At 70.3% G+C, this 23,661-nt stretch carries 29 protein-coding genes; 14 read left to right on the top strand and 15 right to left on the bottom strand.

Features of this window, described 5'->3' with window-relative positions:
• Nucleotides 1–103: 103 nt before the first annotated feature.
• Nucleotides 104–1,300, bottom strand: a complete 1,197-nt coding sequence (locus Asera_RS12190) for a DUF2254 family protein (protein ID WP_169745826.1) — start codon at nucleotides 1,298–1,300, stop codon at nucleotides 104–106.
• Nucleotides 1,301–1,470: 170 nt separating this feature from the next.
• On the opposite strand from Asera_RS12190, the gene Asera_RS12185 reads away from it, so the two are divergent.
• Together Asera_RS12185 and galE are read left to right on the top strand one after the other, a co-directional pair.
• Nucleotides 1,471–2,076 (top strand): Maf family protein, encoded by a 606-nt coding sequence (locus Asera_RS12185; protein WP_030445836.1) that lies wholly within the window; start codon nucleotides 1,471–1,473, stop codon nucleotides 2,074–2,076.
• A 29-nt stretch (nucleotides 2,077–2,105) separates the two neighbouring features.
• Nucleotides 2,106–3,083: a UDP-glucose 4-epimerase GalE gene (gene galE, locus Asera_RS12180; protein WP_030445837.1), complete on the top strand. Its 978-nt coding sequence runs from the start codon at nucleotides 2,106–2,108 to the stop codon at nucleotides 3,081–3,083.
• A 67-nt stretch (nucleotides 3,084–3,150) separates the two neighbouring features.
• Here galE and Asera_RS12175 read toward each other — a convergent pair whose 3' ends face one another.
• Complete coding sequence (locus tag Asera_RS12175; protein ID WP_030445838.1) at nucleotides 3,151–5,166, bottom strand: NPCBM/NEW2 domain-containing protein; 2,016 nt, start codon at nucleotides 5,164–5,166, stop codon at nucleotides 3,151–3,153.
• 354 nt (nucleotides 5,167–5,520) lie between these two features.
• Here Asera_RS12175 and Asera_RS12170 point away from each other — a divergent pair, with 354 nt between their 5' ends.
• Nucleotides 5,521–6,303: a class I SAM-dependent methyltransferase gene (locus tag Asera_RS12170; protein ID WP_051802123.1), complete on the top strand. Its 783-nt coding sequence runs from the start codon at nucleotides 5,521–5,523 to the stop codon at nucleotides 6,301–6,303.
• Between the two features lie 73 nt (nucleotides 6,304–6,376).
• Here the strand turns inward: Asera_RS12170 and Asera_RS12165 are convergent, their stop codons facing one another.
• Complete coding sequence (locus tag Asera_RS12165; protein ID WP_030445840.1) at nucleotides 6,377–6,709, bottom strand: YnfA family protein; 333 nt, start codon at nucleotides 6,707–6,709, stop codon at nucleotides 6,377–6,379.
• Nucleotides 6,710–6,830: 121 nt separating this feature from the next.
• On the opposite strand from Asera_RS12165, the gene Asera_RS12160 reads away from it, so the two are divergent.
• Nucleotides 6,831–7,061 carry a hypothetical protein gene (locus Asera_RS12160; RefSeq protein ID WP_030445841.1) on the top strand — a complete coding sequence of 77 codons (231 nt, stop codon included), beginning with the start codon at nucleotides 6,831–6,833 and terminating at the stop codon, nucleotides 7,059–7,061.
• Between the two features lie 66 nt (nucleotides 7,062–7,127).
• On the opposite strand, the gene Asera_RS12155 is transcribed toward Asera_RS12160, so the two are convergent.
• Together Asera_RS12155 and Asera_RS12150 are read right to left on the bottom strand one after the other, a co-directional pair.
• Entirely contained in the window at nucleotides 7,128–7,322 is a 195-nt protein-coding gene (locus Asera_RS12155; RefSeq protein ID WP_084131276.1) for a DUF397 domain-containing protein, read from the bottom strand.
• Between the two features lie 27 nt (nucleotides 7,323–7,349).
• Complete coding sequence (locus tag Asera_RS12150; RefSeq protein ID WP_169745827.1) at nucleotides 7,350–8,357, bottom strand: helix-turn-helix domain-containing protein; 1,008 nt, start codon at nucleotides 8,355–8,357, stop codon at nucleotides 7,350–7,352.
• A 266-nt stretch (nucleotides 8,358–8,623) separates the two neighbouring features.
• Here Asera_RS12150 and Asera_RS12145 point away from each other — a divergent pair, with 266 nt between their 5' ends.
• Genes Asera_RS12145 through Asera_RS12130 form a run of 4 tightly spaced genes read left to right on the top strand, consistent with a single transcriptional unit; the run spans nucleotide 8,624 to nucleotide 9,463 of the window.
• A complete protein-coding gene (locus tag Asera_RS12145; RefSeq protein WP_157034771.1) occupies nucleotides 8,624–8,857 on the top strand; it encodes a hypothetical protein in 234 nt (77 codons plus the stop codon).
• Entirely contained in the window at nucleotides 8,848–9,027 is a 180-nt protein-coding gene (locus Asera_RS12140; RefSeq protein ID WP_030445844.1) for a hypothetical protein, read from the top strand. Before Asera_RS12145 ends, Asera_RS12140 begins: the two co-directional genes overlap by 10 nt.
• Nucleotides 9,015–9,242 (top strand): hypothetical protein, encoded by a 228-nt coding sequence (locus Asera_RS12135; RefSeq protein ID WP_030445845.1) that lies wholly within the window; start codon nucleotides 9,015–9,017, stop codon nucleotides 9,240–9,242. Before Asera_RS12140 ends, Asera_RS12135 begins: the two co-directional genes overlap by 13 nt.
• Nucleotides 9,239–9,463, top strand: coding sequence for a hypothetical protein (locus Asera_RS12130; RefSeq protein ID WP_030445846.1), 225 nt, complete (start codon nucleotides 9,239–9,241; stop codon nucleotides 9,461–9,463). The genes Asera_RS12135 and Asera_RS12130 overlap by 4 nt, the downstream gene beginning before the upstream one ends.
• Nucleotides 9,464–9,553: 90 nt before the next feature.
• Here Asera_RS12130 and Asera_RS12125 read toward each other — a convergent pair whose 3' ends face one another.
• Nucleotides 9,554–10,651, bottom strand: coding sequence for a DUF4037 domain-containing protein (locus Asera_RS12125; protein WP_030445847.1), 1,098 nt, complete (start codon nucleotides 10,649–10,651; stop codon nucleotides 9,554–9,556).
• 200 nt (nucleotides 10,652–10,851) lie between these two features.
• The gene (locus Asera_RS12120) at nucleotides 10,852–11,388 is read right to left on the bottom strand and encodes a PadR family transcriptional regulator (protein WP_030445848.1); all 537 of its coding nucleotides are present in this window, start codon (nucleotides 11,386–11,388) and stop codon (nucleotides 10,852–10,854) included.
• A 71-nt stretch (nucleotides 11,389–11,459) separates the two neighbouring features.
• Here Asera_RS12120 and Asera_RS33925 point away from each other — a divergent pair, with 71 nt between their 5' ends.
• The 3 genes from Asera_RS33925 (at nucleotide 11,460) to Asera_RS12105 (ending at nucleotide 12,757) form a co-directional block, all read left to right on the top strand.
• Nucleotides 11,460–11,747 (top strand): SDR family NAD(P)-dependent oxidoreductase, encoded by a 288-nt coding sequence (locus tag Asera_RS33925; protein ID WP_211255539.1) that lies wholly within the window; start codon nucleotides 11,460–11,462, stop codon nucleotides 11,745–11,747.
• Nucleotides 11,645–12,337, top strand: a complete 693-nt coding sequence (locus Asera_RS12110) for an SDR family NAD(P)-dependent oxidoreductase (RefSeq protein WP_280529762.1) — start codon at nucleotides 11,645–11,647, stop codon at nucleotides 12,335–12,337. Before Asera_RS33925 ends, Asera_RS12110 begins: the two co-directional genes overlap by 103 nt.
• A 165-nt stretch (nucleotides 12,338–12,502) precedes the next feature.
• Nucleotides 12,503–12,757, top strand: coding sequence for a Rossmann-fold NAD(P)-binding domain-containing protein (locus Asera_RS12105; RefSeq protein ID WP_157034772.1), 255 nt, complete (start codon nucleotides 12,503–12,505; stop codon nucleotides 12,755–12,757).
• Nucleotides 12,758–12,841: 84 nt separating this feature from the next.
• Here the strand turns inward: Asera_RS12105 and Asera_RS12100 are convergent, their stop codons facing one another.
• Both Asera_RS12100 and Asera_RS12095 read right to left on the bottom strand, forming a co-directional pair.
• A complete protein-coding gene (locus Asera_RS12100) occupies nucleotides 12,842–13,606 on the bottom strand; it encodes an ABC transporter permease (RefSeq protein WP_030445850.1) in 765 nt (254 codons plus the stop codon).
• A 73-nt stretch (nucleotides 13,607–13,679) separates the two neighbouring features.
• A complete protein-coding gene (locus Asera_RS12095) occupies nucleotides 13,680–14,630 on the bottom strand; it encodes a daunorubicin resistance protein DrrA family ABC transporter ATP-binding protein (RefSeq protein ID WP_030445851.1) in 951 nt (316 codons plus the stop codon).
• A 309-nt stretch (nucleotides 14,631–14,939) separates the two neighbouring features.
• On the opposite strand from Asera_RS12095, the gene Asera_RS12090 reads away from it, so the two are divergent.
• The 3 genes from Asera_RS12090 to Asera_RS12080 are packed head-to-tail and all read left to right on the top strand — an operon-like array spanning nucleotide 14,940 to nucleotide 18,247.
• Nucleotides 14,940–15,914: a carbohydrate ABC transporter permease gene (locus Asera_RS12090; RefSeq protein WP_211255541.1), complete on the top strand. Its 975-nt coding sequence runs from the start codon at nucleotides 14,940–14,942 to the stop codon at nucleotides 15,912–15,914.
• The gene (locus Asera_RS12085; protein ID WP_051802125.1) at nucleotides 15,914–16,801 is read left to right on the top strand and encodes a carbohydrate ABC transporter permease; all 888 of its coding nucleotides are present in this window, start codon (nucleotides 15,914–15,916) and stop codon (nucleotides 16,799–16,801) included. Before Asera_RS12090 ends, Asera_RS12085 begins: the two co-directional genes overlap by 1 nt.
• A gap of 30 nt (nucleotides 16,802–16,831) precedes the next feature.
• The gene (locus Asera_RS12080; RefSeq protein ID WP_030445854.1) at nucleotides 16,832–18,247 is read left to right on the top strand and encodes an ABC transporter substrate-binding protein; all 1,416 of its coding nucleotides are present in this window, start codon (nucleotides 16,832–16,834) and stop codon (nucleotides 18,245–18,247) included.
• A gap of 89 nt (nucleotides 18,248–18,336) precedes the next feature.
• On the opposite strand, the gene Asera_RS12075 is transcribed toward Asera_RS12080, so the two are convergent.
• The 6 genes from Asera_RS12075 to Asera_RS12050 all read right to left on the bottom strand — a co-directional run bounded on the left by Asera_RS12075 (nucleotide 18,337) and on the right by Asera_RS12050 (nucleotide 23,659).
• Nucleotides 18,337–18,645 carry an MGMT family protein gene (locus Asera_RS12075; protein ID WP_030445855.1) on the bottom strand — a complete coding sequence of 103 codons (309 nt, stop codon included), beginning with the start codon at nucleotides 18,643–18,645 and terminating at the stop codon, nucleotides 18,337–18,339.
• 29 nt (nucleotides 18,646–18,674) lie between these two features.
• Entirely contained in the window at nucleotides 18,675–19,262 is a 588-nt protein-coding gene (locus Asera_RS12070) for a hypothetical protein (RefSeq protein ID WP_030445856.1), read from the bottom strand.
• 150 nt (nucleotides 19,263–19,412) lie between these two features.
• Nucleotides 19,413–20,162: a methyltransferase domain-containing protein gene (locus Asera_RS12065; protein WP_084131280.1), complete on the bottom strand. Its 750-nt coding sequence runs from the start codon at nucleotides 20,160–20,162 to the stop codon at nucleotides 19,413–19,415.
• A 283-nt stretch (nucleotides 20,163–20,445) separates the two neighbouring features.
• Nucleotides 20,446–21,672: an adenylyltransferase/sulfurtransferase MoeZ gene (moeZ, locus tag Asera_RS12060; RefSeq protein WP_211255542.1), complete on the bottom strand. Its 1,227-nt coding sequence runs from the start codon at nucleotides 21,670–21,672 to the stop codon at nucleotides 20,446–20,448.
• Nucleotides 21,673–21,739: 67 nt separating this feature from the next.
• Complete coding sequence (locus Asera_RS12055) at nucleotides 21,740–22,642, bottom strand: DUF3152 domain-containing protein (protein WP_244843845.1); 903 nt, start codon at nucleotides 22,640–22,642, stop codon at nucleotides 21,740–21,742.
• Nucleotides 22,643–22,735: 93 nt separating this feature from the next.
• Nucleotides 22,736–23,659, bottom strand: a complete 924-nt coding sequence (locus tag Asera_RS12050; protein WP_051802127.1) for an alpha/beta fold hydrolase — start codon at nucleotides 23,657–23,659, stop codon at nucleotides 22,736–22,738.
• Nucleotides 23,660–23,661 lie beyond the last annotated feature (2 nt).

Below are 23,661 nucleotides of genomic sequence, written 5' to 3'. Positions count from 1 at the left end.
CCCCCAACGAACCACCGAGTGGGGCCGCGAAACGTGACGCGGACGCGCCCCATCGGGCGCCGGCCGGGGTGGGCCGGCGCTGCCCGCGGCGGACCGCGCCGGCTCATCGCAGCGGGCCGGCCGCGGTCGTCAACGCGACGCGGCGGTCGGGCGGCGCGGCCGCGGCGGTGTCGTCGAGCATCCGCAGTACCCGGTCGCGCACCATCGGCGCGGCACCCAGGTACGGCAGGACCTCGGTGGCGGCGGCGACGAACCGCGGCCAGTCCGGCAGCGGCGCGACCACCAGCGGGCGGCCGTCGTCGGCGCGGACGGTGCCGATGTCGAGGTCCCGGTCGGCGACCGCGCGCAGCAGGTCGGCGAGCCCGTCGACGGCCCGTACCGCCGTGTACGGGTCGTTGATCGCGGTCGACAGCGCCCGCAGCGCGATGTCGTTGAGCAGCCGGAAGGCGAGCAGCGGATCCTGGTCGAAGGTGCGGTCCACGCCCACGTCCAGGGCCGCCAGCAGCGCCGCGTCCGGTACGCCGGGGTCGTCGCCGTGCACCCGCAACGCGGTGCCGCGAAACGGGATCGTCATCCCCGGCAGGTAGCCGAGCGAGATGGTGCAGTCGTGCTCGACGGCGATCGCGGTCAGCGTCGGCAGGTCGACCTGTTGCAGCAGCGCGTACCGGTTCGGCCAGACCACCGTGCGCGACACCGGCGACAGAGACACCGGCTCGGGTGCCGCGTGGTACTCGTGTGGGTACAGCCGGGCGAGCACCCGCAGACCCTGCCCGGTGACCCGTTGCAGCACCGCCTCGAACTGGACCTCGGACAGCGCCCGCAGCTGCAACCGCCCGCCGACGGCCATGCAGCCGAGGACGAGCACGACGGCCGCGACCGGTACCACCACCGACATCCGGCGGTCGTGGCTGACCTGCAGCGAGGCCGTCACCGCGAACAGCAGCACGCCGACGAACAGGCCCAGCGCGTGCCAGACCAGCGGATGGTCGCGGAACAGCATCAGCCGCGGCGACAGGCTGGTGCTGACCGCCCGGACCACGGTGGACAGCAGCGAGAAGACCAGGCCGGTCAGCGCGACCAGACCGGCGGCCATGGCCTGCAGCAGGCCGGACACCTTGTCGGCATCCACCATCGGTCCACCGTGGATGGTGGGCAGCAGCACGCCCAGCACGATCCCGGCCGCCGCGTAGGGCAGCCCGACCGCGCTGGCCCGCAGCCGTCGGCGGCGCCGGCGCAGCACCCACGGAGCGCGACCCTGCGGTACCGGCGCGAGCCGCCGCCGTGGTGCTGACGATCCCACGACGTCGGCCTCCGCGGTTCCGTCGTGTCCGATGTGGAAATTCCGGCCGAAACGACGGTCGGGACCTCGCGCCCGATCCTAGGGCGCATTCCCCTATCGACCGGGCGGAACCGCGAAATCCGTGCACCCCCGGCCAGGCCTGCCACCGCCCGATCGGGTAGACAGGCGGCATGGCTGATCAGGTGCGGTTCGTGCTCGCGTCGCAGAGTCCGGCTCGGCTGGCGTCGCTGCGCGCGGCCGGGCTCGACCCCGAGGTGATCGTCAGCGGCGTGGACGAGTCGGCGGTACGGGCGGCCGACACCGCCGCGCTCGCCGGCGTCCTGGCCCGGCACAAGTGCGAGGCGGTCGCCGGCCGCGACGCCGCCGCCGGCGCGGTGGTGCTCGGCTGCGACTCGGTACTGGAGTTCGAGCACCAGACGTGGGGCAAGCCGAGCGGCCCGGGCGACGCGATCGCGCGCTGGCGGCGGATGCGCGGCCGCAGCGGCGTGCTGCACACCGGCCACTGGCTCGTCGACACCCGCAACGACGCCGCCGTCGGCGCGGTCGCGTCCACGACGGTACGGTTCGCCGAGGTCACCGACGCCGAGATCGAGGCGTACGTGGCGACCGGGGAGCCGCTGCAGGTGGCCGGCGCGTTCACCATCGACGGCCGCGGCGGGCCGTTCGTGTCCGGTGTGGACGGTGATCCCGGCACCGTGGTCGGCGTCTCCCTGCCGCTGCTGCGTAGCCTGCTGGCCGACCTCGACATCCCGATCACCGACCTGTGGCGACGGTGAGGTCCGCGACGACAGACCGAGGGGTTCGGATGAAGCTGCTGGTGACCGGCGGGGCCGGCTACATCGGGTCGACCGTGACGACGCTGCTGGTGGAGGCGGGGCACGAGGTCACCGTGCTGGACGACCTGTCCTCCGGGCACGAGTCTGCGGTGCCGGACGGCACCACCTTCGTCAAGGGGCGGGTGCAGGATGCCGCCGACGACGTGCTCGGTGCCGGCGACTTCGACGCGGTGCTGCACTTCGCCGGGTTCATCGAGGTCGCGGAGAGCGTGACCCAGCCCGACCGGTACTGGGAGAACAACGTCGGCGGCACCCTGCGCCTGCTGGACGCAATGCACCGGCACGGGGTCGGCCGGCTGATCTTCTCCTCGACCGGCACCGTGCACGGCAACACCGACCAGCATCCGATCACCGAGACCGCCGGGCTCGCTCCGCTGAACCCCTATGCGGCGACGAAGGCGGCGGTCGATCTGATGCTGCCGGGCTACTGCGCCGCCTGGGGGCTGGCCGCCACCTCGCTGCGCTACTTCAACGCTGCGGGTGCGTTGCTGCGGCCGGACGGCAGGTCGTGCGGCGAGCAGCACGACCCGGAGTCGCACCTGATCCCGATCGTCCTACAGGTCGCCGCCGGCGAGCGGGACACCCTCGCGCTGTACGGCGACGACTACGACACGCCCGACGGGACCTGCGTGCGCGACTACATCCACGTGGCCGACCTGGCCAGCGCGCACCTGCTCGCGTTGGCGGCGCTGCAGCCGGGAGAACACCGCATCTACAACCTCGGCAACGGCGCCGGCTACTCCAACCTCGAGGTGATCCAGGCGGTACGGGACGTGACCGGGCACCCGGTGCCGGTGGTCCGGTCCGCCCGCCGGCCCGGTGACATCGTCGCCCAGGTCGCCTCGTCGGCGAAGGCGATCGCGGAGCTCGGCTGGCAGCCGCAGCGGCCCGCGTTGCGGGACATCATCGGCGACGCGTGGGCGTTCGGGCAGGACCGGTCGCGCTGAGCGGACGGCCGAGCGCCGGCGGGTGTGGGAGCCCGCCGGCGCTCGGGTGTTCCGGTCGAGGAGAAGGTCAGGAGCAGGTGATGGCGGCGCCGGCCCAGTCGGTGTGGTCGGAGTTGGAGTCGCCCTGGTTGTTCGCGACCAGCTGTACGACGTGCGCACCGGTCAGGTCGGCGGTCAGCGTCCTTGCCGCGTCGGCGGCGGTCATCGGACCCGAGTCGGCGACCTTGGTGCCGTCCACCCAGATCTCGAACGACGCGTTCGCGACGCTGCCGTCCTTCTCGTCGTCGATGCCGACGTCGGTGTTCAACGCCGTGCAGGTACCGCCGAGGAAGTACGTGATGGTCGCGGGCGCGTTGGTGCCGAGCCCCTTGGCGTAGGTGGCGCCGTTGATGGTGATGGTGTGCCCGTCACCGGCGGCGGTCTCGCCGTTGCTGGAGTCGCGTTCGACCGGACCCCAGTCGTTACTCGCGGACAGCCAGTCCAGGTCGCTGAGGTAGTGCGTCCCGGCGGCGGGCGCGACGCCGATCATGACCGAGGTCGTCCCGTCCGCGCTGTACTTGTGCTCGTTCCACCAGTAGCTGCCGTGCAGCTTCAGCGCGTACGTGCCGGGTTCGACGTCGGCTGGCGGCGTGACCTGCCAGGTGGTGTCGAGCGACCGGCCGCCGGGCAGCGCGTCCGCGGAGGTACCCGAGGTGGCCTTGACCTGCCAGCCGTCCGGACCGGTCAGGCTGGCCCGTACCGAGGTGACCGCGACGCGGCCGTTGTTGGCGACCGATGTGGTCACCGCGGCGGCCTTGCCGGGGGTCACGATCGCGGCCGGGGCACCGGGGTAGACGGCCCCGGCGTCGACACCGGCGGACGTGTTCGGCGGGTACGAGGCCCAGTCGTGGTCGACCGAGACCCGGTAGATGGCCGTGCCGTGCGCGGGCACCGAGGCGCTGATGGTGCCGGCGCTCTCGGTGTTGCTGTGCTGCCAGACGTCGCGCAGCTTGTACGCGGCAGCGAAGGGCAGCCCGGCCGCGCTGGCGCTGGTGGAGATGGTCGCCGCGCTGTCGGACTCGTTGTAGAGCGCGACCGCGACGTCACCGTTGGCCAGCGGCTTGGCGAACACCACGTGCCCGTTGCCGTCGGCGATCGGCTTGGCCTGCTTGCCCAGCGAGTCCTGGTCGAGCGCGATGACCTCCTTGTTGCCGAGGATGTCCATCGTCGCCGGGGTCGCCTCGCGCAGGTCGCTGCCGATCAGCAGCGGCGCGGCCATCATCGACCAGAGGCCGAAGTGGGTGCGGTACTCGGTGTCGGTCATCCCGCCGTTGCCGACTTCGAGCATGTCCGGGTCGTTCCACGCGCCGGGCTTGGCCGCCGCGTACAGGTCCATGTTCTTGCGGATGATGCTCTTCAGGCTGTTCCAGTTGTCGCTGATGTCGCCGGTGGTGCGCCACAGGTTGCCGACGTCGCCGGCCCAGTTGGCCGGGTCGAAGTTGCCCCACTCGCACAGCGAGTAGACCATCGGCCGGCCGGTGGCGGCGAGCGCGTCGCGCATCCGGGAGTACCGGTCGATGTAGCCGGCCTCGGTCTCCGGGGTGTCCCGGCTGCCGCAGTTGTCGTACTTGAGGTAGTCGACGCCCCAGGCGGCGAAGTCGTTGGCGTCGGTGGTCTCGTGGCCGAAGCTCGCCGGGTAGCCGGCGCAGGTCCTGTCGCCGGCGCTGGAGTAGATGCCGAGCTTGAGCCCCTTGGAGTGGACGTAGTCGGCGGTGCCCTTGATCCCGTCGGGGAACTTCACCGGGTCGGGCACGATGTGGCCATCGGCGCTGCGCTGCCGCTCCGACCAGCAGTCGTCGATGTTGACGTACTCGTAACCGGCGTCCTTGAGGCCGCTGGTGACGAAGAAGTCGGCGGTCTGTTTGATCAATTGCTCGTCGACGTTGCAGCCGAACGAGTTCCAGTCGTTGAAGCCCATCGGTGGGGTGAGCGCGAGGCCGTTGTCCAGGGCTTTCGCCTCGGTCGGATGGGAAACGGTGCCGGTGACGGCGGCACCGCCGATGGCGAGCGCGGCGACCGCTGCCAACGCGAGGAGTCTTCGCATGAGCCGTCCTTTCGCGTACCGGTGCTGGGATCCGCTGCCGCTGACGACGATCAAGCGTGTGGGGGTATGTGTGGTTATCGCCGCGGCGACGTTGGGTATGTGCACTTAAACACACACAACCGCACGGCACAAGAGCGAAACGGCCGGCAACCGGGAGCTGACCTCGGACGTGTTGTGCCTGCCCACCCGACTCGGACTCGCGCGATCACTGGCGCATCAGATCGTCGTTACCTAGGGTGGACCGAATATCTGGCAGAAGATCTACAAGTTGTCACGGCCCGCTCCGAAGGCTTACGTCGGTCTTAAGGCGCGAGCGTCCGGACGGACCGTCCACAGGGAGGGCCGACCCCAACGATGACCGTGATCGAACATCGCGTCGAAACCGACCGTGCCATCACACCCGACTACTCGGGACGGAAGTTCACCGAGGAGCAGATCGCCCAGGGCGTGCACCGCAAGTTCATCGGTGGCCACTGGGACGGGCACGGCCAGCACCAGGTCGAGTTCCTCACCGACCACGGCCTGCGCCCGCAGCACAAGTTCCTCGACGTGGGCTGCGGCGCGTTCCGCGCCGGCCGGCACTTCGTCGATCTGCTGGAGCGCGGCCACTACTACGGCATCGACGCCAACCTGTCGCTGATCGAGACCGGGTACGAGGTCGAGCTCACCGACGAGCAGCGCGCCAAACTGCCCACCGAGAACCTGCGGGCCAACGACCGCTTCGACGCGAACTTCGGCGTCAAGTTCGACTATGCGATCGCCCAGTCGGTGTTCACCCACGTGTCGCTCAACCACATGCGGCTGTGCCTCAACCGCGTCTCCCGGGTGATGCGCCCCGGCGGCAAGTTCTACGTGACGTTCTTCGAGCAGCCGCCGGGTACCCGGCTCGACAAGATCACCGCGATCCGCAAGGGCGGGCGGCCGCTGCTGAGCGAGCAGAACGTCTTCTGGTACTTCCGTTCCGACCTGCAGTGGGTGGCCGGCTTCGGTGCCTGGAAGTTCCGCTACATCGGCGACTGGGGCCACCCGAACGGGCAGAAGATGGTCGAGTACACGCGGCTTCCCGACTCGGGCAAGCTCGGCGACAACATCAAGCGCGGTCGCCGCTGGCTGGCCCGCAAGATCTACCCGGCGTGATCCACCGCCACGATCATCCGGTGCCCGGCCGCCACGGTGGCCGGGCACCGGCGTCTCCGGGGAGGCGCGCGGCTCAGCGGCGGGGCATGTACATGATGACCGCGACGCCGACGAGGCAGATGCCGGCGCCGATCAGGTCCCACCGGTCCGGCCGGAACCGGTCGACCACCATGCCCCAGGCGAGCGAGCCCGCGACGAAGATCCCGCCGTACGCGGCGAGGATGCGGCCGAAATGCGGGTCGGGCTGGAACGTGGCGACGAACCCGTAGCAGCCGAGCGCGATGATCCCGCCGGCGATCCACAGCACGCCACGGTGTTCCCGCCAGCCCTGCCACACCAGCCAGGCGCCGCCGATCTCGGCGAGCGCCGCCAGCACGAACAGCAACAACGAGCGCGCGACGGTCATGGCTGGACCGTATCGCCAGCCCGCGGAGCGGCCGGCTCCCCGGGCGCTACCCGCCCGGACGCTGATGCGTGCTCGGAAGCTACCGGGCGCCTCCGATCGGGCCACCGGTTAGGCTCGACGGATGGTGGACCTGATCGGATTCGCGGTACTGGCCGTGGTCGCCGGCGGCGCCGCCTGGCTGCTGATGCGGCTCGCCGGGTGGGCGAGGCGGCGCGGCGTCGGCGGCGCGCTGATGGGTCCCGCCGAGGAGATCTGGCACCCCAACGCCCGCGAGTTCCGCTTCGTCATCGAGGCCGAGGCCCAGCAGGAGATCCCCCGGCCACCCGCCGGCGACCCACCCACCACTCGCTGACCGGCGAACGGCTTCTCCTTGCGCCGCAAGCGAAGCGGCCCTGACGACCAGGGCCGCTTCGCTGTCTCAGAGCGACTTCACGGACTCCGCAAATGCCCGGAAGGCTGCCGTGCCGACGACGAGCACTGGACCGCACGGGTCCTTGCTGTCTCGGATAGCGACAATCATGGGCAGGTTGCCGGCGACCTCAACGCAGGCTCCGTTGCTTCCAGATCGGCTACTCTTGCGCCAGTGGGCGCGGGCCAGGTCTGGCAGAGACATCCCGCGCCTCCTTTCTGCCTCGCGGATCTACAGGTCCTCCGCGAGCTTACGCATCAGCTCCCGCGAGTCATTGGTGGAGAGCGCCTGGTTGCACAGACTGTCCCATGCCGCGCTGTATCGCATGACTTGATCGGACTCCTCCAAATACAGTGCGCTCACCAAGTTGTCGATGTAGACGACGCGCGGGTCCGAGGTGTCAGGCAGCCCGGCCGGCGCCGCGGGGAAGTCCAGGAGGATGAACGGGCCATCGACGCCTGCGTGAGCCCCAGCGTCGAAGGGCAAGATCATCACCTTGATGTGCAAGTGCTCCGCAGTCAGGTCAAGGATGCGTTCCAGCTGGTTCCGCAGCACGTCGGGACCGCCGATCGGCCGGCGCACCACGGATTCGTCGAGGATGAAGCGCAGTTGCGGAGGCTGCTCCGCCGTCAGCAACTCTTGCCGTTCCATGCGTAGCTTCACGAACCGGTCTATATCCGTAGGCTGACCGGGCAACGGAACCGCCTGCATCACGGCCCGGGCATAGTCCTCGGTTTGAAGGAGGCCCGGCATCACGCCGTTCTCGAAGTTGCGGATGATCGATGCGGCGCCCTCCAAGCCAATGAACTTGCCGAACCACTCCGGCATTGCTCGCGTGTAGACGTGCCACCAACCGCGAGAACCGGCGCTCGCAGCAAGGTCCAGTACCGCATCCGCCTGCGCGCCCGTGACCTGGTAGAGGTCCAACAGCCGCGTGACCGCGTCGGGGTGCGCGCGGATCTCGGCGCGTTCGATCCTGGCCAGCCACGAGGCGTCGTGGTTGACACGCTTTGCTACTTCGGCGGGCTTCAGGCCGAGCCGCTCTCGGAACTCCTTGAGCGCCGCAGCAACCACTCGACGCTTCGCGGTCGGGTTCTTCCTTTGCACCATGTGGGCAGTCTCGTCCCCAACCGGCCGATCAGCAACCGCCTCGCGCGACTCGCCGATCAATATCCGCCTCTTGCGGATTTCGGGGGATAGGTTCAGGATGCTCTTGTCGGAGACCGCGGGGTGTCCCATCGAGCACGGAACGTGAGATGCACCGGGGAACGCCCGTGCTGGTCTCGACAGAAGGCGGCCCACCGCCGTACCCGGTGGGTCACGAGGAAGGGCGCGATGCATGGCCGGCAAGCTCCGCATCGCGCCCCCGCCGCATCGTCAGCTGGAGGCATTCCGATGCAGCTACTACAAAGTACAGTCCATGCGCTGAAACAGCTCTGGTCACGCATCGACGCGTGGCGCGACGAGGTTGCGGCGCGGCCGGTCGATCCGGACGGGTGGTGGCGATGAACGCCATCACGTACGCGGCCGTGCTCGGCACCGCGTTCGTCGCCACCGTGGTGGCGATCACCGTCGTCCTCGCGTACCTGCTCGATCGGCGCGACGAGCGGATCGACCAGGCACGCCGGACCGCCACGCCGGTGCGCGACCCGTACCACCAGGCGCAGCAGCTGGCCGCACACCGTCGCGAGCGGGTGCCGGTCCACGCCTCCGGGCGGGGTGGTGCCCCATGGTCGTGATCCCCGGCGACCTGGCGCTCATCGGCGGCCGCATCGTCACCGTGGCCGAGGCGTACCTGCATCACGAGCGGCTGGTCGAGATCATCGACATCCACGGCGGCGTCACCTGGGTACCGCCGGGGCTGGTCGAACGGCTCGACGGTGCGCGGGTGGCCGCGTGGCGGCGCTGATGGAGCGGCGGCCACGGGTCGGCGACCTGCTCGGCCTGCCGGCGTGGCTGCCGGACCTGCCGTACCGGGTGCTCGCCGTGCGCGAGCCGGGCATCGACGGGTACGTGTGGCTCGACGGCTACCTGCTCGACGGGTACGCGGTCGTCGAACGCAGCTTCCTGGTCCCCGTCGCGCGGCTGCGCGAGCTGCCGGATCCGGTGTGGGGCAACGGATGAGCGCCGTGTACGCCACGGGAGTGCTGCCGCTGCCCGGCGACCAGGTACCGATCAGCCCGGCCGTCGCGCCGCTCGCAGTCGGCACCGACGTGCTGACGGTGCGCTGGACCGAGCGGTGCGAGTCGCCGGGTTGGGTCTACCTGGTCGGCACCTGGCGCGACGGCAACGCCGGCCGGGTCATGGTCTGGCTCGACCGCATCATCGTCCGCCGCCGCTGCTGACTGTCCTTTGTGGAATCCGGTTGCCCCGGCGGCGAGCCCTGGGCCGGGTCGCTCGGCTTGGTGTGGCCGGTGATCCGCCCGCAGCGTCGGTCAGTCCGTCGGCTCGGCAGCAGCGGCGCGGGTGACGGCGCGGGTCAGGGCGGGGCGGCCGAGCAGGTCGGTGCTGTCGACGAACTGGTCGACGGCACCGACCAGCGGCAGCGCCCGTACCTGCGGATCGGTGATCCGGTCGGACAGCGCCGCGACGAACCGATCCGCGTGCAGCACCCGGAACGGGCGGTTGTGGTATGGCCGGGTGGCGGGATCGACCGGGGCGGTGACGCCGAGCCGGTTGTGCTGCGCCGCAACGGTTTCGTACGCATCACCGAGGTGCCGCTCGCGGGTGTGCCAGTCGGTCGCGGCCAGAGTCGCCGTCAGCTGCGCGGCGAGCCCGTCGGCTTGCGGCGTGGCGGCGAACGCGCTACCCAACCACTTGCTGTACGGCGGGTAGCGTCGCGCCATCAACAGCCACAGCCGCATCAGTTCGCGCACCAGCCGGGCCGCGACGACCGCCGACCCCAGCTCGTCGCCGACCTCCCCGCACCGGCCGACGAACGCCTCCTCCTGGGAGATCCGCTGCCACTGGCAGGCGAGTACGTGCAGCCACACGTCGTGCGGGTACCAGTCGAGCCGCGCCCGGGCCGGTCCGAGCAACCCGAGCCCGTCGTGGAACACCGCGCCGGCGGTCGCCTCCGCGAGCCGCTGCGTCGGCGCCGCCAGCCAGTCCGCCGTGGTCACCCCCTCGGCCGGGTCGAACCCGAGCTGCCCGACGAACCAGCCGTGCGGATCGGCGACCTCGACCCGGTGCCGTACCGGCCCGTCGGTCACCTGCATCGTCCCGATGCCGTTCTCCCCGGCTGCCGCGAAGTGCGTCGGGTAGCCGCGGAACGTCTTCGGCAGCCGCGTCGCGAACACCGCGTCCAGCCGCTCCGCGTGCTCGGCGACATCCCGTTCGCTCACGAACAGCTGTACCCGCGGCCCCCACTCGTGATCCGCCGACCGCGCCGTGTCGAACCCCAGCACCTCCGACCCGCCGCCCAGCCGCGCCGCACTGTGCCGCACCCCCGGCAGCGCCTCGTCCAGGATCGGCCGCACCGCCTCCCGGTAGAACCCCCGAGCCAACTCCAACCCCGCCACGAACTCCGCCATCCCCCAACCCTCCCCGACCCCCATCGCCCGGGTCGACCGGTTTCGGCGCGCCCGGAGAGGCGTTGGCGCTTTGCGCCGACACTGCGACGCCCGACAAACCCCAGGACGCCCGACAAACCCAGATCGTGGCTGCCCTCGGAGATCCAACACGTACTCATCAGCACGATTCGTCATTCCACAGCCACCCGGCGACCGGGAGCTCAGGTTTCGGATTGCCTGGGTTGGTGCTCCTCGGCCCAGGTCGCCCAGTCGGCCAGTGCTTCGTGCAACCGGATACCGGCCTCGGCGGCGATGCGGATGGAGTTGGTCTGCGGACTGTCGCCGTACTCGCCCCGGTCCTTGGCGGCGGCGAGGTCGCGGTACCGCTGGGCGAGCGCCTGGTAGTAGGCCGCCTCGTTCTCCAGGTGGACGGCCAGCTCCTGCGGGGTCAGCAACCAGAAGAACACCGAGCGCAGCACGGGCTCCAGCCGGAGCGTGTGATCGACCTCGACGGAGATCAGCCAGCGACGGGCCTCCTCGACGCCGGCGGGCGTCGCGCGGTAGGTCTTGCGCCGGCGCGGGCCCTCGGAGTCGATCTCGATGAAGCCGTCGTCCTGGAGCTTGCGCAGCTCGCCGTAGATCTGCGGGTGGCCGGCCGGCCAGACCGTACCGAGCAGCTCCTCGAACCGGCGGGTGAGGTCCCAGCCGCTCGCCGGCCCCTCGGCGAGCAGCCCGATGAGCGCGTGCCTCAGCGACATGACACCTCCAAATGTTCACAGCGACATGTTCCTGTTGACAATTCAGGGTCGAGGCGCCAGGCTGAAGTCACATGTTGATCGTAACATGTCTCGATGAACAACTTGGAGTTGTTGTGAAACAGGCTAAAAGGAACGTATTCATCACCGGTGCAGCGACGGGCATCGGCGCAGCAACCGCCGAACGGTTGGCCGCAGCCGGCCACCGGGTCTTCGCGGGTGTCCACGAGCGGCCGAGCACCCTGACCGGTACCCCGGCATCGAGCCCGTCTCGATCGACGTCACCGACCCGACCAGTACCGAGAACGCCGCCAAGACGGTGGCCCAGGCGGTGGGCAGCAGCGGGTTGCAGGCCATCGTGAACAACGCGGGGGTGATCGTGCAGGGGCCGCTGGAGCTGACGCCACCGGCGGACCTGGACCGGCAGTTCACCATCAACACCTTGGGACCGGTCCACGTCATCCAGTCCTTCCTACCGCTGGTGCGGGCCGGCGGCGGGCGCATCATCAACATCAGCGCGCCCACCGCCCGGGTCCCGATCCCGTTCATGGCGCCGATCGGTGCCAGCAAGGCGGCGCTGGCCTCGCTGTCGGACTCGCTCCGGACCGAGCTGGCCGCCTGGGGAATCCCGGTGGTCGTGATCGAACCGGGTGGCACGGACACCACGATCTTCCGGCGGGCCGACGCCACCACCGAAACGGCGCTCGGCGCTGCCGATCCGGCCCGCGTCGCCCTCTATCGCGACCAGCTGGCCGCCCTCGCCAAGGCAGGCGCGAAGCAGAAGCTCGGCCCCGTCGACGCGGTCGCGAAGACCATCGCCAGGGTGGTCACGGCACCCCGACCGAAGCGCCGTTACACGGCGGGATCGGGAGTCGCGCTCTTCGGCGTACTGGCGCACCTGCCAGCCGGCCTGCGCGAGCGGCTCATCACCACCGCCTTCGGTCTGGGCTGAGCGCGATGACCACACCAGCCCGCACCATCGCGATCATCGGGGCCACCTCGGGCCTTGGCCACGCCGCGGCGAAGCAACTCGCCGCCGACGGCCACCGGCTCCTCCTCGTCGGCCGAGCGGCACCGTCGGCACCCCGAACTGTCGGTCGTCGCCGTGCATCCAGGCATGGTCCGTACCGACCTCGGGCGCCGCTGGCCGCGCATCCAGGTCGCCGCGATGCACGCCCTGTCCATCTCGGCCCGCCGGGGGGCCGAACCCGTCGCCTCGCTCGCCACCGCCGAGCACCTCGAACGGGGCGCCTACTACAACCGGTTCACTCCGGCCCGGTCCTCACCCGCCTCGTACGATCGCAGCCTCGCCGACCGTCTCTGGTACGTCACCGAGACATTGCGCGGCCCGTTCGACCGGTACGGTCGGTGATCGGCACCTCGCGGCCGGGCGTGAGCGCACCACACCGCCCGGTCGGCCCCCTCGTGCCGACCGGACGGTGGCGGTACCGCGGGGTCAGGAGACGGTCCGGGCGAAACGGCGGGCGGCCCAGATCACCGATGCGACGGTGAGGGCGAGCAGGATGATGGCCGCCTCGTACACCGCGTTGGTGGTGATGTGGCCGGCGAACAGGTCGCGGGCGGCGTCCACCGCGTAGCGCAGCGGGTTGGCGTGCGAGATGCCCTGCAGCCAGCCGGGTGCGGCGGCCATCGGCAGGAACACGCCGGACAGCAGCAGGATCGGCATCGCGACGCCGTTGGCCAGCGGGGCCAGCGCGTCCTCGCTCTTGAGGATCAGTGCAACCGCGTAGGAGACCGAGGCGCCGAGCAGCGCGAGCAGCACCATCAGGCACAGCACCAGCAGCAGTGGTCCGAAGTGGACGGACAGGCCGAACGGGATCGAGATCACGACCAGCACGATCGCCTGTACCACCAGGGTGACCACGTCGCGCAGGGCGCGGCCGAGCAGCAGCGCGAACCGGCTGACCGGGGTGACCCGCATCCGCTCGATCACGCCGTCGCGCAGCTCACCGATCAGCCCGAACCCGACGAACAGCGTGCCGAACAGGGCCAGCTGGGTGAGCAGGCCGGGGATGAAGAAGGCAAAGGCGGCGTCGCCGCCGGCCATCCCGGGCGCGCGCACGTTCTTCAACAGCGGCGCGAACAGCAGCAGGTAGTACAGCGGCTGGGCCAGGCCGACGGCGACCCAGGTGGGGTTGCGCAGCGTCAGCAGCATCGATCGTTGGAACACCAGCCAGGTGTCCCGGACCAGCGAGGGCATCACGTTTCTCCTTGCAGGCAAAGGGTTCGGTCGCGCGGAGCGACCGCGTCGTACGGTCGGGGTGCGGCCCGGGTCAGTCGCGCAGCGAGCGGCCGGTCTTGGCCAGGAAGACGTCGTCGAGGCTGGGGCGGTGCAGCTCGACCGACTCGACGGTGATGTCGGCGCCGTCGAGTACCCGCATCAGCTGGGGCATCGCGGTGGCGCCGCCGGCCACGTACAGGCGCAGTTCGGTGTCGGCGCGTTCGGCGCGGCGCGCGTACGGCTCGTCCGCGAGCAGCTTTTCGGCGGCGACGACGGCCTCGGCACCGTCCGGGCCGAAGCCGAGCGTGATGACGTCGCCCTCGACCTGCTGCTTGAGTTCGTCGGCGGTGCCCTCGGCGACGATCAGCCCGCCGTCCATGATGGCGATCTGGTCGCAGAGCGCATCCGCCTCGTCGAGGTAGTGCGTGGTCAGGAACACGGTCATGCCCTCGCCGCGCAGCCGGCGTACCTCGTCCCAGACGTGGCTGCGGCTGGCCGGGTCGAGGCCGGTGGTCGGCTCGTCGAGGAACACCAGCCGCGGGTCGTGCACCAGGCCGAGCGCGATGTCGACCCGCCGCTTCTGCCCGCCGGAGTAGGTGACCGTCTTGCGGTCGGCGAACGCATCGAGCTGGAACGCCTCGATCGAGCGCGCCGCGCGGCGGATCGCGTCGGCCTTGCTCACCCCGTACAGCCGGGCCTGCAGGACGAGCTCCTCGCGCGCGGTGGCCTCGCGCCAGGTGCCGCCGTTCTGGCCGACGTAGCCGATCCGCCGGCGCACCTCGCCCGGTTCCCGACGCAGGTCGGCGCCGGCGACGACGGCGCTGCCACCGTCCGGCGCGAGCAGCGTGGCGAGCATCCGCAGGGTGGTCGTCTTGCCGGCACCGTTCGGGCCGAGGAAGCCGAACACCTGTCCCTCGGCCACGGTCAGGTCGACGCCGCGAACCGCCTCGACGGTGCCCTTGCGGGACCGGAAGCTCTTTCGCAGCCCGGTGGTTTCGATGATCATGTCTGGTTTCCCCCAGTGGTCGGCGGCCGGCGTCGGCCGTACGACGCCATATTGACTGCATTCATGACGTCAGTCAAGTCAATTTGGCGTCAACCCCTGACAGGGCGGGCACAGATCCGACATCACACCCGGAACGGCTCCGCGCAACCGGGTGTTCATGCAGGTACTGCCGACAGGTCAACCTGAGGCGTACAGCGGCGACATGTCGGGCGTGGCAGAATCCGAGCGCTGGATCAATCCGCAACGGTGCGGCACGGCTCCTACCGCCCACGCACCGTCACCCGCGTTGCACGGGAGGAATCTGGAGTGACCGCACAGACCCGTGGTCCCGCCGAAGCGGCCGACCGCGGAACCGCCCCCGACGCCTCCCGCGCCGATCAACCGACCCGGACCCCTACCCGGCCCCGGCACAGCCGCGACCACGCCCTGGCGTACCTGTTCCTGGTGCCGTCGACCATCGTGTTCGCGCTGTTCGTGGTGTGGCCGCTGGGCGACTCGGTCTACCTGTCACTGCACGGCAGCGACCTGTTCGGCGGCGCATCGGTGTTCGTCGGGCTGGACAACTACCGGGCCATGTTCACCTCCGCCGAGTTCGGCAAGGTGCTGCTCAACACGCTCGAGTTCGTCCTGCTGACGGTCATCCCCGGGGTACTCGGCGCGCTGGTCGTGGTGCTGCTGCTGGAGGCGCAGATCCGCGGCGTGCGGGTACTGCGGACCGCGTTCGCCCTGCCGTTCGCGTTCAGCGTCGCCACCGCGTCGGTGATCTTCTCGGTCATCTACAACTACCAGATCGGCCTGGCGAACGGGATCCTCGGCTTCCTCGGCATCGGCAAGGTCGGCTGGACCACCGACCCGCACGTGGCGATGATCGCGCTGGCGCTCACCACCGTGTGGATGAACCTCGGCTACAACGTGCTGGTGCTCTCCGCCGGGGTCGGCTCGATCCCGGCCGAGGTGATGGAGGCCGCGCGGCTGGACGGCGCGAGCGGGCTCAAGCTCGTCCGGCGGATCATCCTGCCACTGCTGTCACCGCAGCTGTTCTTCCTCGTCGTGGTCACCACGATCCAGTCGCTGCAGAGCTTCGGCCAGATCCACATCCTCACCAAGGGCGGCCCGGACGGTTCGACCACCACGCTGGTCTACTCCATCTACAAGAAGGCGTTCGCGTTCGGCTCCAGCGACTTCGGTACCGCCAGCGCGCAGGCCATGGTGCTGCTGGTGATCGTGCTGGCCTGTACCGGCATCCAGTTCGGGGTGTTGCAGCGGAAGGTGCACTACTGATGGCCGAGCCGACTTCCTCCACTGTGGACAAGGCTGTGGACGCTCGCACGCCGCGACGCCGGATCAGCGCCGGCAAGATCGTCGTGTACGCGGTGCTGATCCTCGCGCTGATCCCGGTGATCTTCCCGATCTACTATGCGTTCGTCGGCAGCGTGATGCCCGGCGGCGACCTGGCCTCGTCCCCGCCGCGGATCTTCCCCAGCGGGTTCCACTGGTCCAACGTCACCGGCGTGTTCGACTCGATCCCGCTGGGCCGGCAGTACCTCAACTCGGTGGTACAGGCCGGGATCATCACGATCGCGCAGCTGATCACCAGCATCTTCGCCGCGTACGCGTTCGCGCTGATGCCGATGTGGGGCCGCCGCTACGTGTTCGGCGCGTTCATGGCCACCCTGATGGTGCCGGCCGAGTCGATCATCATCCCGAACTACCTGCACATCGGCGACTGGCACCTGCTGACCTCCAGCTTCGGCGTGGTGGTCGGGCTGGTGTTGCCGTTCCTCGCCAACATGTTCGGCACCTTCCTGCTGCGCCAGGCGTTCCTGCAGTTCCCGAGCGAGCTGCGGGACGCCGCGACCGTGGACGGCTGCGGCCACCTGCGGTTCCTGTGGCGCATCCTGGTACCGCTGGCCCGGCCCTCGATCGCCGCCGCCGGCGTGTACATCTTCCTCACCGCCTGGAACCAGTACTTCTGGCCGCTGCTGGTGACCCGCAGCGCCTCCCAGCAGACCCTGCAGATCGGCATCACCCAGCTGCGCAACGCCGAGGTCGGCGACCTCGGTCTGGTCGTGGCCGGTGCCGCCCTGTCGGTCATCCCGACCCTGCTCATCGTCATCTTCGGCCAGCGCTACATCGTCCGCGGCCTCACCGCCGGCGCCGTCCGCTGACCAACCAAACCCCCGTGGAGGTAACGACACATGAGATCAGGCAAGATCCGGCGCGGGCTTGCGGCCCGCGCCCTGGTCGGCGCCGCCGCACTGGCGCTGACCGCCACGATGGCCGCCTGCGGCAGCAGCGACTCCGGTAGCAACTCCACCGACGCGCCCGGTGCCGACGCGCTCAAGAACGTCAAGTCGCCGGTGACGGTGGAGTTCTGGCACAGCATGAAGGGCGCCAACGTCGCCGCGCTGAAGCAGATCGTGACCAAGTTCAACGCCGCGCACAAGGGCAAGATCGTGGTCAAGCCGGTGTTCGTCGGCGAGTACGACGACGCGATCGCCAAGTACAAGACGGCGGTGCAGCAGAAGAACACGCCGGAACTGATCCAGGTGTACGACATCGGGTCGCGCTTCATGATCGACTCGAAGCAGACGGTGCCGATGTACAAGTTCATCGCCAAGGACAAGTGGGACGCGTCCGCGATCGAGCCGAACATCGCGAGCTACTACCAGTTCGACGGCAAGCAGTGGTCGATGCCGTTCAACTCCTCGATGCCGCTGCTGTACATCAACAAGGACCTGTTCGCCAAGGCCGGGCTGGACCCGAACAAGCCGCCGAAGAACCTCGACGAGATCGAGGCGGACGCGAAGAAGCTGACGAACAAGAAGAAGAACATCGTCGGCTTCAACGCGGCCATCTACGGCTGGTACCTCGAGCAGCTGATGGCCACCAACGGCGACCAGTACTGCAACGACTCCAACGGCCGCAAGGGCCTCGCCACCAAGGTGAACTTCGCCGGCCCGGACGGGGTCAAGCTCGCCCAGTGGTGGACCAACATGGTCAAGAAGGGGTACGCCTCGAACACCGGCCGCACGACCGACGCGGCGCAGCAGGCGTTCAAGTCCGGTACCGTCGCGATGGAGCTGGAGTCCACCGGCGAGCTGCGTGACTTCATCAACAGCGCCAAGGGCAAGTTCAGCGTCGCCGCCGCGCCGTTCCCACGGCTGACCGGCAGCGGCGCGCCCGACGGCGGCACCATCATCGGCGGCGCGAGCCTGTGGATCGACGGCATCGGCCACACCGACGCGCAGAAGCGCGCCTCGTGGGAGTTCGTCAAGTTCGCCTCGTCGCCGGCGATCCAGGCGATGTGGCACACCGGCACCGGCTACTTCCCGGTCAACAGCAAGGCGCTCGACGAGCCGACCGACAAGGCGTGGGTGAAGCAGTACCCCCAGTTCAGCGTCGCGGTGCAGCAGCTGCACTCGGCCAAGCCGTCCCTCGCCACCTCCGGCTGCGCGCTCGGCGTCATGCCGCAGGCCCGGCAGGCGGCCGAGGAGGGGCTGGAGAAGACCATCACCTCCGGCGACCCGAGTACCGCCGCCGCCAACATGAAGGCCTCGGCCGACTCGCTGGCCAAGCCGATCACCGACTACAACCGCGCGGTCAAGAAGTAGGCACCGCACCGACACCGCGGCCCGCCGGATCCGTTCCGGCGGGCCGCCGTCGCGTTGCCGGTCCGAACCTTGTTGTCCATAGTGGACAGTCAGTCCTCCGGGTACCAGGCGGCAGCGCGCATGTCGACCCGGTCACCGCGAAACGGCACCCCCTCGGCGGCCAGCAGCGCCCGGGCCCGCAGCTCGTGCCCCAGCGGCGTGCGCCCCACCGAGTTGACCACCCGGTACCAGCACACCATGCCGCCGTAGCGGGCCATCACCGTGCCGACCGAGCGCGCCGACGCCACGCCGCCCTGCGCGCGCACCACGTCGGCGATCGCCCCGTACGACATGACGCGGCCCGGCGGGATCGACTCGACGACGCTCAACACCGCGTCCGCGTGATCCGGCAGTTCCATGCCCAGACGGTACTGCCCGCGGCGGCCGGTCAGATCGGGACGGTGGCGGGTTCGGTGAGCAGCCGGCGAACCGGGGCGAGATCCGCACAGTACGGCTCGGCGCCGGTCACCGCGCGCACCAGCTGCGCGGTGTCCGGGCCGTCCGGCGGCACCACCACGCGCAGCACCGCGAGCGCGGCGGCGGCCCAGCGCGGCAGGCTCGCCCAGGCCTCCAGCACCACCTCGGTCGCGTCGCCCAGGCCACGCTCCAGCAGCCGCCGGATCCGCCGGTCGGGCACGCCGGCCGGGTCGGGCAGCGGCTCGTCGCTCACCTCGTACCAGGCGTCGGCGAAGTAGCCGGCGCCCTCGGCGACGGTCTTCAGGCACCCCAGCACCGGTGGCACGGCCGCCGCGGGATCGGCACCGTACTCGGTGAGCAGGGCGACGACGGTGGCCGCCCAGCTCGCCGGGGCGGGGTCGAGCAGCTCCAGCCGGCCGCTGAGGTGGACCATCGCGGCCTGCCGGTCGGCGGGCGTCGCGGCGGCGATCTGTTCGTACACAGTGGACAGTGCGGTGGCGAATCCGGGCTGGTCGGCAGCGGTCAACGCCCGGCAGGCGGTCGGCAGGTTCGGCGGCACGACATGATCATGCCGGCGGGTGTCAAGCGGGTGTGAGGTCCACCGACGGAATCCTCCGGATCCCGCGCGGGCCGCCCGCGGCCCGCCCCGCGCCCCCACCGAGCGGCGTGGCTCGGCGCGGCCCGCGGGCGTCATCGGACCGGCCCGCGGTCACGACGTCGAGACGTGTTCCCGCGACCGGGACGTCGCCAGCGCCTGCTCCCACGGCTGCTCGCCGCCGGCGAAGATCCGGCACCGCGACGCCGGCCGCTCCGGCGTCTCGCCAAGTGGGCCGGGCCGAGCCGAGCGGTTCGCCCACCAGCGCACCACCGGCCGCACCAGCCGCATCGACGGCGCGTACCGGACCGGTTTGCGGAACACCGCGACGGTGTCGCCCCAGTAGTCGCCCACGGCGTCGATCCGGGCGTAGTCGTGCCGGTTGTTCTCTCTGGTCCGCGGCGGGAAGTGGGTGTGCACGTCGAGCAGGGTGAGCCGGGACGCCGCCGCGAGCGCCCGGATCCCGTCCGGGTACATCCGCCAGCAGTCGATCGGGCTGTGCTTGTGGCCGCGCGAGGGCACCGTGAAGAACAGCAACCCGCCGGGCCGCAGTACCCGGGCGATCTCCAGGATCGAGGCCCAGAAGAACGGCACGTGCTCGAACACCGAGCCGGACACCACCACGTCCGCCGACCGCGACCTGGCCGGGATCGAGTACGGCTGCCGCATCACCCGGTCCACGTTCGGCGCGGGCCGCACGTCCACCCCGAGATAGCTGTAGTCGATCCCCTCCAGCAGCGACCGGTGCGTCACGATCTGCTTCGGCGACGTACCCGAGCCGAGCTCCAGCACGTCCAGATGCCGGTCCTTCGGCAGGTACTTCGCCATCGACTGGGCCATGTGGTTGTACTGCGACGCATGCACCGCAACGCTCCTAGCGATCCCCCGGCGCCAGGTGACGCCCTCCCCGAAAGCTAGTGTGCGGCGCGGCCGGCGCCAGGGTTCGAGGATCGGTGTTAATCGTCGGTTGGTTGGACTTTAACCGCGTCTCACTCGGCATCAATCAACCGCACAGCGATTACATACCGGACGAACAGGACTTTGACCGCGACCAACCCGCGCAGCGTCATCGGATGGGGATGACCGCATCGAACGACGCGGGGCCCGGATCCAGCCGGATCCGGGCCCCGCGCGATGCGCCAACCGGTCAGTACGTCGGCAGGCTCGGGTCCACCTGGGCCTGCCAGGCGAGCACCCCGCCCTGCACGTGCACCGCGTCCCGGAAGCCGGCCGCCTTCAGCGCGGCGAGCGCCTCGGCCGAGCGCGCCCCCGACTTGCAGTGCAGCACGATCTGCTTGTCCTGCGGCAGCGTCGCGAGCGCCTCGCCGGACAGGATGTCGCCCTTCGGGATCAGCACCGAACCGGGAATCCGGATGATCTCGAACTCGGCCGGCTCCCGCACGTCGACCAGCAGGAAGTCCTTGCCGGCGTCCTGCCACTCCTTCAGCTCGGTGGCGGTGATCGTCGAACCCTGCACCGCCTCGGCCGCCTCGGTGGACACCGCGCCGCAGAAGTCCTCGTAGTCCTCCAGCAGCGCCGTCTGGGTCGGGTGCTCGCCGCACAGCGGGCAGTTCGGGTCCTTGCGCACCTTGATGTCGCGGTACGACATCTCCAGCGCGTCGTACACCATCAGCCGGCCGACCAGCGGGTCACCGATGCCGGTGATCAGCTTGATCGCCTCGTTGACCTGGACCGAACCGATCGAGGCGCACAGCACCCCGAGCACGCCGCCCTCGGCGCAGGACGGCACCATCCCGGGCGGCGGCGGCACCGGGTACAGGCAGCGGTAGCAGGGGCCGTGCTCGGCCCAGAACACGCTGGCCTGGCCGTCGAACCGGTAGATCGAACCCCACACGTACGGCTTGCCGAGCAGCACCGCGGCGTCGTTCACCATGTACCGGGTGGCGAAGTTGTCGGTGCCGTCCACGATCAGGTCGTAGCCGGCGAAGATGTCCATCACGTTGTCGATGGTCAGCTGCTCGTCGTGCACCACGACTTCGACCAGCGGGTTGATCTCGGCGATCGACTCCTTCGCCGACTGCGCCTTCGACTTGCCGATGTCGGACACGCCGTGGATGATCTGGCGCTGCAGGTTCGACTCGTCGACGGTGTCGAAGTCGATCACGCCGAGGGTGCCGACGCCGGCCGCCGCCAGGTAGAGCAGAGCCGGAGAGCCGAGCCCGCCCGCGCCGACACACAGCACCTTCGCGTTCTTCAGCCGCTTCTGGCCGTCCATGGCGACGTCCGGGATGATCAGATGCCGGGAGTAGCGCCGGACCTCGTCCACGGACAACTCCGCGGCGGGCTCGACGAGCGGTGGGAGCGACACGGGTCTCCTCCGTGGCTCGGGTACGGGTTGACGTTCATCGAACATTGTTGCTCGCCGGCACGGTGGTCGCCCATGACCTCCGCCACCCGTCCCAGTGGCCGGTCGGGGCGGATCAGTCCGTGTAGTAGCTGGCCGGGTCCTTCGGGATGTCCGACTGCGAGTAGTCGCCCTCCGGGCCCTGGTAGAGCTTGCCGTTCGGATACGGCCACGGGTTCGGTACGCAGCCGTGCAGGCCGAGCGTCTGCTGCTGCATCGTCGGGGCCTTCCTGCCCTTGCCCGGGCACAGCTGGTGGCCGTGGCCCAGCCGGTGCCCCACCTCGTGGCTGATCGCGTAGTCCCGGTAGTCGCTCAGACTCTTGTAGTAGGGCACGCCGTGCACCCAGCGGGACACGTTGATCATCACGTCGTTCTGGTACCGGCACGAGGTGTAGCCGTCCGGATCGTCGTGGCACATCGCGTCCCGGGTACCGGGCGTGACCAGGTGCAGCACGAAGTCGGTCGAGGTACCGGGTCCCACCCGCTGGAACCGCCAGTCGCCGCCGGCGGTCCACCCCTGCTTCGCACCCAGGATCGACACCACCCGGTCGGCGAACCCCGACACGTCGATGCCCTTGATGTCGGATTCCACCTGCACCTGGAAGCGCAGCAACGTGCCGGCGTGCCCATACACCTTGCTGGTGCCGGGGGCGGTGACGAACTTCCCCGACCCGTCCTTCGGGTACCGCACCGTCTCGGCACGCGCCGACGCGCTCGGCGTCGGCGACGCGCTGTGCTGGCGTACCGGGGCCTCGCTGGCCAGCGTCGTCGGCGACTTCGCCACCGCGGCGGCGCTGTGCTGCGGATCCTTCGTGCCGCCCTGCACCAGGTCGACGGCCACCAGGACCACCGCGACCAGCAGCACCACCAGCAGGAACGTTCGGCGACGCCGGCGCAGCATGCGCTGCCGGGCGAGCAGCCGGGCGTCGACCCGGGCTGCCGTCCCGCTGCGTGGGCGTGGCCGCGTCGGGGCTGACATTGCAGCTCAGGGTGCCACGAACCACCTGTGCGATCGCGCCACGACACGAAGCAGCGACGTTTCTCACCGTATCGACGGGATTGGGGGGCTCGATCAGCCCGGCGGGGTCGTGACGAGGGCGAGCAGGGCACGCGCCACCGTACGCGGACTCTCCAGCTGCGCGACGTGGCCGACACCGTCGAGGGTGTGCAGGCGGGCGTCGGGGATGGTTGCGGCCAGCCGCTCGGCCAGCCGCACCGGCACCAACCGGTCGCCGCGGCCCCACACCACCAGCGTCGGCGCGGTGATGCGGGCGGCGGCCGACCAGAGCGTGTCCGTACCGCCGCGCAGGAAGTCGACGAGCAGCGAGCGAAACGTGCGCAGGTACACGTCGGCGTGCCAGGGCGTGGTCAACCACTCGCCGGCCTCGGCGACGAACGCGTCCAGCAGCTCGGCGGTGACCGTGTCGGGCTGCGCCATGCAGTTGTCCAACGACTGCCGGGTCAGGCCGGCCGGGCCGAGCCGGCGCATCGAGACCGCCAGCGCCTGCGCCGCACCGGGCAGCCAGGCAGCCGGCACCAGCGGACCGAGCTGCGACTGCCACGGCCGGTGGAACGGCATCGCGGGCGAGATCAGGGTCAGGCTGCGGACCAGCTCCGGGTACGCGGCGGCGACCCGCACCGTGACCGCACCGCCGAGCGAGTTGCCGACCAGGTGCACCGGGCCGTCGAGCCCGGCGAGCCAGGCCGCCACGTGCCCAGCCAGCGCCGGCAGCGTGCACCGGCGCAGCGGCGCGCTGCCGCCGAACCCGGGCAGATCCAGCGCGTACCCGCGGCGCGGCGCGAGCAGGCCGCCCAGCATGGTCCAGTCGAGCGCCGAACCGCCGAGCCCGTGCACGTACGCGATCGGGGTGTCGCCGGACTCGCCGATCACCCGCATCCGGCTGGCCAGCCCGCGCACCCACAGCTTGCGCACCGGCCACGCGGCCACCCGCCGGTCCGGCACCAGCTCCGCCGCCACCATCGCCGCCTCCCGCACCG

Origin of the sequence: Actinocatenispora sera, from assembly GCF_018324685.1 — a bacterium.
Classification (GTDB): domain Bacteria; phylum Actinomycetota; class Actinomycetes; order Mycobacteriales; family Micromonosporaceae; genus Actinocatenispora; species Actinocatenispora sera.
Note: the sequence above shows the minus strand (reverse complement) of the source record. Positions and strands in the feature narration are given on the sequence as shown.